Genomic DNA, 7,458 nt, shown 5'->3' with positions numbered 1-7,458 from the left:
CTCCAGCGCCGCCGCCTGCCCCGCCGCATAACGCGCCGGCTGCAGGTAGCGCGGCTCGATCGCCGCGCCGTCCTGCACGAAGGCATCGCCGCAAACGGCGCGGGCTTCCGCGAGGAAGCCCGTCAGTTGGCCGCAGGCACCGGCGGCTTGCGGCGAGTCCGGCGTTCCGCTCAGCACGAAGCCGCCTCGCCCGCGGTGTCCGCGTCGGTCGCCGCGCCGGCCGTCATCTTGAAGATGCCGGTCGCGTTGCCCGCGTCGAAGGCCAGGTCCAGCGCGCCGGACTCGTCCAGCGGCGCGCGCTGGATGAATTCATGGAAGCTGCCCGGCACCTCGAGCATCACGCGCTGGCCGCGGTCGAGGAACTCTCGCATCACGCGCGCCGCCTTGAACGCGGTCTGGCGCACGCGCCCGGTCGCGGAGGTCTCGATCGTGTCCTTCACCGGTCGCTCCAGCGCGCGCTGCGCCGCGACGACGGCGTCGATGTCGGTCACGCGATCGGTCGCATGGTTGAACGCGTTGCCCTCGGTCGCGATCCAGGCCATCTCGGCGGACTCGGCCAGCAGCGCCTGATAGTCGTCCGCCTCGAACAGCCCATGCTGGCGCGCGAAGCAGCCCACCAGCCGCGGCAGCAGCGCGCTCGCCGCCGCCATCGGCAGGTCGCCGTCACGCGCCAGTTGCTCCAGCACCGCCAGGTCGGCGGGCGTCAAGGGATCCCGCGAGGTCGACAGCACGCGCGTCACCGCGCCCTGGAAGCTGCCGGAGAAGCGCTCCGGATGCAGCTCCGAGACGAAGAACTGCGCGATGTCCTCGGGGAAGTCGGCATGGCGCCAGGCGCGGCCGGTCATCTTCAGCCGCGGCAGCGGATAGATCGCCGCCATCGTGAAGCCCAGCGGGCGCAGCACGCGGGTGATGGCGGCCTCGCCGGGCGGCAGCGCGCCGCTCGGCCACGCCACCGTGCGCAGCGCGCCATGGTCGAACACCAGTTGCTGGCCTTCGCGCTGCAGGTCGGCGACATAGGCCGCCGCCATCGGCACGCGCTGCGTGACGTCGAGGAACAGCGCCATGTTCAGCGCCTGCGCCAGCTCCGCGCGGGAGACGCGCTCCCCTGCAGGCTTCAACAGACCGGGCACGACATGCAGCCGCTCGAAGGCGGCCTGCGCCGCGTCCAGGCCCAGCGCACCGCGCAGCAGCGCAAAGACGCCGCTGCCGGCGGCCTCGGCCACGCGCAGGCTCAGCGCGCTCTGCACCTTCAGTTCGCTCGCGCGCTCAGACATCGAACTTCACGCCCTGCGCCAGCGGCAGCTCGCGCGAGTAGTTGACGGTATTGGTGGTGCGGCGCATGTAGGCCTTCCACGCGTCCGAGCCGGACTCGCGCCCGCCGCCGGTCTCCTTCTCGCCGCCGAAGGCGCCGCCGATCTCCGCGCCCGAGGTGCCGATGTTCACGTTGGCAATGCCGCAATCGGAGCCGCTGGCGCTGACGAAGGTCTCGGCCTCGCGGATGTCGTTCGTGAAGATCGCCGAGGACAGGCCCTGCGGCACGTCGTTCTGCAGCGCGATCGCTTCGTCCAGCGTCTTGTACTTCAGCGTGTACAGGATGGGCGCGAAGGTCTCGTGCTTGACGATGTCCGTCTGCGCCGGCATGCGGACCAGCGCCGGCACCGCGTAGAACGCCTCCGGGTACTGCGACGCCAGCGCGCGCTCGCCGCCGCTGACTTCGCCGCCCTGCTCGCGCGCGGCCTTCAGCGCGGACTGCATCGCGTCGAAGGCGCCCTGGTCGATCAGCGGGCCGATCAGGTTGCCGGGCTCGACCGGGCTGCCGATCTTGAGCTGCGCGCGGGCGCGGTCCAGTCGGGCGACGAGCTCGTCATGGATGGACTCGTGCGCGATGACGCGGCGCGTCGTCGTGCAGCGCTGGCCGGCCGTGCCGTAGGCGCCGAACAGGATGCCGCGCACGGCCAGGTCCAGGTCGGCGCTCGGGGTCACGATGATCGCGTTGTTGCCGCCCAGCTCGAGCAGGCAGCGGCCGAAGCGCGCCGCGACGCGCGGACCGACCGCGCGGCCCATGCGGGTCGAGCCGGTGGCCGAGACCAGCGCGACGCGCGTGTCGTCGACCAGCGCCTCGCCGACCGCCGCGCCGCCGATGAGGACCTGCGACAGATGCGCCGGCGCGCCCTGGTAGCGGGCGACGGCCTGCTCGAACAGGGCCTGCGTCGCGAGCGCCGTCAGCGGGGTCTTCTCGCTGGGCTTCCACACGCAGGTGTCGCCGCAGACCAGCGCGAGCGCCGAGTTCCACGCCCACACCGCGACCGGGAAGTTGAAGGCCGAGATGATGCCCACCACGCCCAGCGGCAGGTACTGCTCCATCATGCGGTGGCCGGGGCGCTCGCTGGCGATGGTCAGGCCATGCAGCTGGCGCGACAGGCCGACGGCGAAGTCGCAGATGTCGATCATCTCCTGCACTTCGCCTTCGCCCTCGCTGGTCACCTTGCCGGCTTCCAGCGACACCAGGCGGGCCAGCGCGGCCTTGTTGGCGCGCAGTTCCTCGCCGAACAGGCGGACCAGCTCGCCGCGCTTGGGCGCCGGCACGGTGCGCCAGGCCAGGAAAGCTTGCTGCGCCCGGGCGATCGCGGCGGTCATGTCGGCGGGCTTGGCCTCGTGGACCGCGCCGATCACCGCGCCGTCGATCGGGCTGCGGACGGTCATGGAGCCGCCGGTGAAGGCGGCGCTCGGCACGCCCAGGGCGGCCAGCAGGTCGGTGGTGGTAGTCATCGCGGGATTCTCCTTCAGCCGATCGATTCGACCTGGCGCGACTGCTGATAGGCCTTGCCGAAGCGGTTGGCGAGGAAGTCCGGCAGCGCGACCTCTTCCTGGCGGATGAATCCGGACTGCGGCAGCTTGCCTTCGCGGAACAGGTCGACCGCGGCGCAGATGCCGGCGGCGGTGGTGATCTGGATGGCCGACAGCGGCTGCTCGCCATCGCGCTCGGCGAAGATCTTGCGGGCGAAGACCTCCTGCATCAGCACGCCGTTCTTCATGCCCGAGACGGTCACGAACACCAGGACCACGTCCTGCATCGTGGCGGGCATGCTCTTGCGCATGATGTCCTTGAGCTTCTCCTGGTCGTTCTTCAGCGCCAGGTCGTCGAGCAGGAACATCATCAGGTCGCGGTGACCCGGATAGCGGACGGTCTTGTAGTCGAGGTTGCGGACCTTGTTCTCCCAGGTCTCGCACAGCGTGCCCAGGCCGCCGGAGGTGTTGAAGGCCTCGTACTCGACGCCATCGAGCGAGAAGTGCTCCAGGCCCTCGAGCGGCAGCGCGGAGATCGCGGCGCCGTCGTGGATCGCCTCGCAGGGGTGGCAGTACTCGTTGATCAGGCCGTCGACCGACCAGGTCAGGTTGTACTTCAGCGCATTGGTCGGGAAGGCGGGCAGCGCGCCGACGCGCATCTTCACGTCCTGCAGCGAATCGAAGCGCTTGGCCAGGTGGTGCGCCACGATGCCGATGAAGCCGGGGGCCAGGCCGCATTGCGGCATGAAGGCGGTCTTGGCCCCTTGGGCGATGCGCTTGATCTCCTTGGTGGCGGCCACGTCCTCGGTCAGGTCGAAGTAGTGGCAGCCGGCTTCCAGCGCCATGTGCGCGGCGGTGATCGCCAGGTGGTACGGCAGCGCGTTGACGACGACGTCATGGCCGCGCAGCGCCGCGGCGAGCTGGCCTTTGTCCTCGGTGTCGACGGTCTTCGTCGACAGGCCCTGGCCGGCCAGGTGCTTGAGCGCCGCGGCGTTCTTGTCCATCACGGTGACCTGGTAGTCGCCGCTGCCCTGCAGCAGTCGCGCGATCGTCTGGCCGATGTGTCCGGCGCCCAGCAATGCCACTTTCATGTCGTGCTCCTTGTGATCCTGGAAGAAGAGGTCCCGGCGCGCGCAGCAGGCCGGAGAGATGCGATGGCCGCAGTGTCGGAACCTCTGCTGACGAAAGAAAGCGCGACTTCGACGAAAAACGCCTCTATGCTGACGATTCGTCGGCAGGATCATTCATTCCGGCGAAAACAAGGGTTTATCCCGAGCATTCCATCACGATTCGCCGAGGCCCTCATGAACGCGAAGAAGAGCGCGCCCCAGCCCTCACCCGCCACGCCGGCGACGCTGCGCGACCAGACCGACCGCGAGCTGATCGCGCTGCTGCAGGCCAATGCCCGCGCGAGCACCGCCGACCTCGCCCGCCAATTGGGCGTGGCACGCACCACGGTGGTGGCGCGGCTGGCGCGGCTGGAGGCGGAGGGCCTGATCGCCGGCTACACCGTGCGGCTGGGCGGCGAGGCAGTCGAGCGAGGCGTACAGGCCTTCGTGGGCATCACGGTGCAGCCACGCGCGGGGCGGGAAGTCGTGAAGCGGCTTTCCCGGCTGCCGGAGCTGCGCCAGCTGGCGTCCGTCAGCGGCGAGTTCGACTACATGGCCACGCTGCGCGCCGACAGCACGGCGCGGCTGGACGCGCTGCTGGACGAGATCGGCGAGATCGAAGGCGTGATCAAGACGCACACCTCCGTGCTGCTGGCGCTGCGGGTGGACCGGAGCGCCTGAGGGCCGACGCGGCCACGGGACGGGCCACGTGACGGGAAGTGACCACCGTGACGTCGATCACGGACGGGCATGTCCTGCTCGTCAAGCCCGCGTAACGCTGTGTTTTTGACGCATTCGGCAGTCAACGGCGCAAGTTGGCACGCCGTTTGCACGGCATGAGCTGACAGCTCCAGGAGCGCACCATGTCGAAGCCATCCGTCACCGCCAAGCATGTCCCGCCGATCTTCCTCGGCATGAAGGCCGTCGCGATCCTCGCGGTCGCCTGGGGCGCGGTCTATCCGGCGCTGCTGTGGGGCCTGGGCGCCGTGCTGCCCTGAGCCCGGCGGCAAGCCTCGCTGGAGTTCCGCCATGAAAGCCCCCGCCCGCCTCGGCGGCGCGCACGTGCCCGCGCCGCGCCCCGCGTCCGATCACCGCTGGCGCCGCGTCCTGCTGCGGGCGCTCGGCATCGCCGTTGCCCTGCTGGCGCTGCTGGCCGCGCTGGCCTGGCTCGACCATGCCGAAGGCGACCTGCGCCAGGTCCGGGCCTCGCCCACGGCCCCCGTCCCGCCCGCATTCGCCCCGTCACCGACAACGGTCTCTTGATCCGGACCGCACTGGTGAGCCGCTCCCGGCGCGGGCATAGTCCGCGCCGACAAGGAGCGACTTCACCATGTGGGCACTGATCCTCGGATTGATCCTGTTCCTCGGACCGCATTCGGTCCGCATCGTCGCGCCGGCTTGGCGCGACGCCCGCCTCGCCGCCTGGGGCGAGCGCCGCTGGAAGTTGAGCTACACCGCCGTTTCCCTCGTCGGCCTGCTGCTCATCCTCTGGGGTTATGGCCAGGCGCGACTCGATCCCCATCCACTCTGGGCGACGCCGCGCGGCATGAATCACCTGGCGGGGCTGCTGATGCTGGGGTCGTTGATCCTGCTGGCGGCCGCCTACGTGCCGCGCAACCACCTCAAGGCCAAGCTGGGGCACCCGATGGTGCTGGCGGTGAAGCTCTGGGCTTTGGGCCACCTGCTGGCCAACAACACCGTCGCGGACCTCGTGCTGTTCGGCGCCTTCCTGGTCTGGGCGGTCCTGGACTACCGCTCGGCGCGGCGTCGGCCCGAACCACGCCCGCCGGCCGGCACCGCGCGCGGAACCGCGATCGCGGTGGCGATCGGCGTCGTGGTCTGGATCGTGTTCGTGGCTGGACTGCACCGCGCGCTCATCGGCGTCAGCCCGTTCCCGACCGTCGGATGAAGGAAGCCCCGCGCGCTGGCGGGGCCCCTCGAGCGCGCCCGGCGCCGCGGATCAGAGACTGCGCTTGCGCTGCAGCACCAGCAGCCAGAAGCACACCCCGGCCAGCGCCAGCCCGCCGAAGAACTGCGGATGCAGCGCCGCATGCAGGACCTGCGGCAGGCCGTCGCGGGCGAAGTCGGGGAAGCGGAACAGCATGTCGAAGAAGTCCTGCATGTCGAGCCGCCCGTCGCCGTTGGACTCGACGATCAGCCGGGTGCCGCTCTGCACCCAGGCGCTGGCGACGCCTTCCATCTGCGTCTTGAGCAGCTGCTTCAGCGTCTGGGCGACGGGCTCGTCCTTGTAGATCTTGAGGAAGGCGCCCACGCCGATCACCAGCAGCGGCGCCCCCCAGCGCCGGAGCCAGGCCGAGGCCGCCATCAGCGCCAGTGCGATCGGCGCGATCCACAGTGACGCCAGCACCACGCCGACGACCAGCCGCAGGCTCAGCCAGAGCGTGGCCTGGAACAGCGCGGCCCACTGCGTCTGCTGCAGCGCCGAGAGGCCGAACTCCTTGAACGCCATCGCCGAGCCGACGACCACGCCACCGGCGACGCCGAGCAGCACGGCGACCGCCGGCATCAGCACGCCGTGCGCGACGATCGGTGCGCCCAGGCTCGCCGCATGACTGCCGGGCAGCGAGGACCAGAACTCGATCGAGCGGTCCTGCTGGTCGCGCCGGGCCAGGCCCAGCAGCTGGTAGCCGGAGACGGCCATGGCCAGGGTCAGCACCAACGCGACCGTCAGCAGGCCGGCGATCAGCGCGACCGGCTCCGGGCTGGGCACGTCGATGCCATCGACCTGGCTGAACGGCACCAGCGCCAGCAGCACCAGGATGGGCACCAGCACCAGGCCGAGCCAGGCGCGCTTGTATTGCAGCCACTCGCGCAGCAGCAGCGTGTTGAAGAGCGTCATGGGATGTCCTTGAGGAGGGGTCGCGGGTCAGGCCGATTCCGGCGTGCGCGCCTGGATCTCGGGCTTGCGGGTCAGGGCCATGAACAGGTCCACGAGGCTGGGGCGCACGCGCTGCCCCAGGTGAGCGACGGTGTCCGGCGCGACGCCGTCGAACAGCGCGGCCGGCCGGCCCTGCACGCGGTAGCGCAGCAGCGGGTGGTTGGCCGCGACGGCCTCGGCGGCCTCCGGATCGTGCGACAGCGCCACGAAGCGCTCGTCCATCTCCGCCAGCGAGATGTCCAGCACCAGCCGGCCCTCGTCCAGCATGATCACGTCCGACAGCAGCGACTCGACCTCCTCCACCTGATGGGTGGAGATCAGCACGGAGCGCTCGCCGTCGCACCACTCGTCGATGAGCATCTCGTAGAAGCTCTTGCGCGACATCACGTCCAGGCCGAGCGTGGGCTCGTCCAGGATCATGAGCTTCGCGTCGATGGCCGCGACCAGCGCCAGGTGCAGCTGGGTGACCATGCCCTTGGACAGGTGCTTGACCTTGTCGTTCTCGCCGACGGAGGTGCGGCGCAGCAGCTGGCGGGCGCGCTCCGTGGAGAAGCGCGGCTGCAGGCCGGCCATCAGGCGGATCAGCTCCGACACCCGCGCCCAGCTGGGCAGGACGGCGACGTCGGGGATGTAGCAGAGCGAGGTCAGCAGCCGGGCGCGGTC

9 protein-coding genes are annotated in these 7,458 nt (G+C 70.4%); 4 read left to right on the top strand and 5 right to left on the bottom strand.

Annotated elements, in window-relative coordinates; all coding sequences use genetic code 11:
• Positions 1–170: 170 nt before the first annotated feature.
• The 3 genes from FUT87_RS01715 to FUT87_RS01705 form a co-directional block, all read right to left on the bottom strand.
• On the bottom strand, positions 171–1,139 hold the full coding sequence (locus tag FUT87_RS01715) for a 2-oxoadipate dioxygenase/decarboxylase family protein (protein ID WP_404935342.1): 969 nt from the start codon (positions 1,137–1,139) through the stop codon (positions 171–173).
• 127 nt (positions 1,140–1,266) lie between these two features.
• Positions 1,267–2,769, bottom strand: coding sequence for an aldehyde dehydrogenase family protein (locus FUT87_RS01710; RefSeq protein WP_147239858.1), 1,503 nt, complete (start codon positions 2,767–2,769; stop codon positions 1,267–1,269).
• A 14-nt stretch (positions 2,770–2,783) separates the two neighbouring features.
• Entirely contained in the window at positions 2,784–3,878 is a 1,095-nt protein-coding gene (locus tag FUT87_RS01705; RefSeq protein WP_147239857.1) for a saccharopine dehydrogenase family protein, read from the bottom strand.
• A gap of 213 nt (positions 3,879–4,091) precedes the next feature.
• Here FUT87_RS01705 and FUT87_RS01700 point away from each other — a divergent pair, with 213 nt between their 5' ends.
• From FUT87_RS01700 to FUT87_RS01690, 4 genes are all read left to right on the top strand, one after another.
• Positions 4,092–4,577 carry an Lrp/AsnC family transcriptional regulator gene (locus FUT87_RS01700; RefSeq protein ID WP_147239856.1) on the top strand — a complete coding sequence of 162 codons (486 nt, stop codon included), beginning with the start codon at positions 4,092–4,094 and terminating at the stop codon, positions 4,575–4,577.
• Between the two features lie 182 nt (positions 4,578–4,759).
• Entirely contained in the window at positions 4,760–4,894 is a 135-nt protein-coding gene (locus FUT87_RS30205) for a hypothetical protein (protein WP_255488915.1), read from the top strand.
• Between the two features lie 31 nt (positions 4,895–4,925).
• Complete coding sequence (locus FUT87_RS01695; RefSeq protein ID WP_147239855.1) at positions 4,926–5,159, top strand: hypothetical protein; 234 nt, start codon at positions 4,926–4,928, stop codon at positions 5,157–5,159.
• A 67-nt stretch (positions 5,160–5,226) separates the two neighbouring features.
• Positions 5,227–5,805 carry an NnrU family protein gene (locus FUT87_RS01690; protein ID WP_147239854.1) on the top strand — a complete coding sequence of 193 codons (579 nt, stop codon included), beginning with the start codon at positions 5,227–5,229 and terminating at the stop codon, positions 5,803–5,805.
• Positions 5,806–5,856: 51 nt separating this feature from the next.
• On the opposite strand, the gene FUT87_RS01685 is transcribed toward FUT87_RS01690, so the two are convergent.
• Together FUT87_RS01685 and FUT87_RS28260 are read right to left on the bottom strand one after the other, a co-directional pair.
• Complete coding sequence (locus FUT87_RS01685) at positions 5,857–6,756, bottom strand: hypothetical protein (RefSeq protein ID WP_147239853.1); 900 nt, start codon at positions 6,754–6,756, stop codon at positions 5,857–5,859.
• Between the two features lie 27 nt (positions 6,757–6,783).
• On the bottom strand, positions 6,784–7,458 hold a 675-nt coding region (locus FUT87_RS28260), incomplete at its 5' end, for an ABC transporter ATP-binding protein (RefSeq protein ID WP_186830306.1).

The organism is Mitsuaria sp. TWR114, assembly GCF_007997345.1.
This window is presented reverse-complemented; position numbering and strand designations above follow the sequence as displayed.

What these genes read in the sequence shown, in the direction of transcription:
- FUT87_RS01690 (WP_147239854.1), top strand. Translation starts at nt 5,227, where the DNA reads ATGTGGGCACTGATCCTCGGATTGATCCTGTTCCTCGGACCGCATTCG.
- FUT87_RS01700 (WP_147239856.1), top strand. Translation starts at nt 4,092, where the DNA reads ATGAACGCGAAGAAGAGCGCGCCCCAGCCCTCACCCGCCACGCCGGCG.
- FUT87_RS01710 (WP_147239858.1), bottom strand. Translation starts at nt 2,769, where the DNA reads ATGACTACCACCACCGACCTGCTGGCCGCCCTGGGCGTGCCGAGCGCC.
- FUT87_RS01695 (WP_147239855.1), top strand. Translation starts at nt 4,926, where the DNA reads ATGAAAGCCCCCGCCCGCCTCGGCGGCGCGCACGTGCCCGCGCCGCGC.
- FUT87_RS01705 (WP_147239857.1), bottom strand. Translation starts at nt 3,878, where the DNA reads ATGAAAGTGGCATTGCTGGGCGCCGGACACATCGGCCAGACGATCGCG.
- FUT87_RS30205 (WP_255488915.1), top strand. Translation starts at nt 4,760, where the DNA reads ATGTCGAAGCCATCCGTCACCGCCAAGCATGTCCCGCCGATCTTCCTC.
- FUT87_RS01685 (WP_147239853.1), bottom strand. Translation starts at nt 6,756, where the DNA reads ATGACGCTCTTCAACACGCTGCTGCTGCGCGAGTGGCTGCAATACAAG.